The sequence below is a fragment of the Staphylococcus sp. GDY8P54P genome (genome assembly GCF_017892645.1).
Taxonomy (GTDB): Bacteria; Bacillota; Bacilli; order Staphylococcales; family Staphylococcaceae; genus Staphylococcus; species Staphylococcus ureilyticus.
On record NZ_JAESLN010000030.1, the window covers coordinates 1 to 1,550 of the forward strand.

2 protein-coding genes are annotated in these 1,550 nt (G+C 33.9%); one reads left to right on the forward strand and one right to left on the reverse strand.

Features of this window, described 5'->3' with window-relative positions; all coding sequences use genetic code 11:
- Window positions 1-709 (forward strand): zinc-binding dehydrogenase (locus KA883_RS10420; RefSeq protein WP_204171404.1); only part of this gene is annotated, 709 nt, incomplete at its 5' end.
- Window positions 710-796: 87 nt separating this feature from the next.
- On the opposite strand, the gene KA883_RS10425 is transcribed toward KA883_RS10420, so the two are convergent.
- Complete coding sequence (locus KA883_RS10425) at window positions 797-1,348, reverse strand: recombinase family protein (RefSeq protein ID WP_069827828.1); 552 nt, start codon at window positions 1,346-1,348, stop codon at window positions 797-799.
- Window positions 1,349-1,550 lie beyond the last annotated feature (202 nt).

The following is a 1,550-nucleotide window of genomic DNA, read 5'->3' on the forward strand; positions in this document are numbered from 1 at the left end:
TGATGGTTATTCATTTATAGGCTTAGGTTCTGATGGTGGATTTGCAGAATTTACAAACGCCCCAGAAGAGAATGTTTATAAATTACCAGATAATGTTTCTGATAAAGAAGGCGCCCTTGTAGAACCGACGGCTGTTGCAGTTCAAGCAATTAAAGAAGGCGAAGTTCTATTTGGCGATACTGTTGCTATTTTTGGTGCAGGGCCAATCGGTTTATTAACAACTATAGCAGCCAAAGCAGCTGGTGCTAGCAAAATATTTGTTTTCGATTTATCGGAAGAACGACTTAATAAAGCTAAATCAGTAGGTGCTACTCATACGATAAATTCTGGTGAATCAAACCCAAGTGATATTATTAGTAAATACACTGATAATGGCGTTGATGTAGCATTTGAGGTAGCTGGTGTAGCGCCAACACTTAAATCTGCAATAGATGTTACTAAAGCAAGAGGTATTGTTGTTATAGTTTCTATATTCGGCCATCCTATTGAATGGAATCCAATGCAATTAACGAATACAGGTGTAAAACTTACTTCGACGATTGCTTATACACCTACTACATTTCAACAAACAATAGACTTAATTAACGAAGGTAATTTAAAAGTAAAAGACGTCGTTACTGATGAAATTGAGTTAAATGATATTGTAGAGTCAGGATTTGAACAACTTGTAAACGATAAATCACAAGCAAAAATTCTCGTTAAATTATAATATAGGTTATAAAAACTAATGAAAGGAGAATCTTCAAATTAGAGATTCTCCTTTCATTAGTTTTCTTCCTGTGATTATTTGTTTTTACTACTTCATTTTTATTATTCTATATACAGTAGAACGACTCACTCCTGTTTGTTTAGCAATTTCTTCACCAGTAAGTTTTTGCTCATCATATAAGAATTTGATTTCTCTTTTCTTATGATCTGGTAGTGAGGGTCTTCCACCTTTTCGCCCTCTTGCTCTTGCAGCTTCCAAACCTTTTTTAGTTCGTTCACTTAATAAGTTAGCTTCAAGTTCAGCGAATGCACTCATCATGGTAAAGAACATCTTGCCCATCGCATCTTTCGTTGATACATTCATATCTATAATATGTAAATCAATGCTGTTTTCATCCAACCATTGAGATAGCTCAATTAATTGTTTCGTTGTACGTCCAAGACGATCTAGTTTATAGATAACTAGAATGTCTCCTTCTCGTAAATAATCTAAGCACTTATCAAGTTCTGTTCTTTTTGTTTTACGACCACTCGCTTTCTCGCTAAAGATACGTTCACAACCATATTCCTCAAGTGTATCAATCTGTCCATCAAGACTTTGATCTTTTGTTGATACACGTGCATAACCAATTTTAGCCATTTGAATACCACCTATTTTAATCTTTTTATGGGTACTTACTAATGAAATCTAGTTCTCGATGCAAATAAATGCGTCTCTCATCGTCTAAAAACTCATGAGTTTTGATATTTATAATACATAGATTATAACACAAGTTTATAGACTTAAATATCCAAGCAAAACCTCTTATGTGACTTTACCTGCTAATTTAGAATAACTTTTC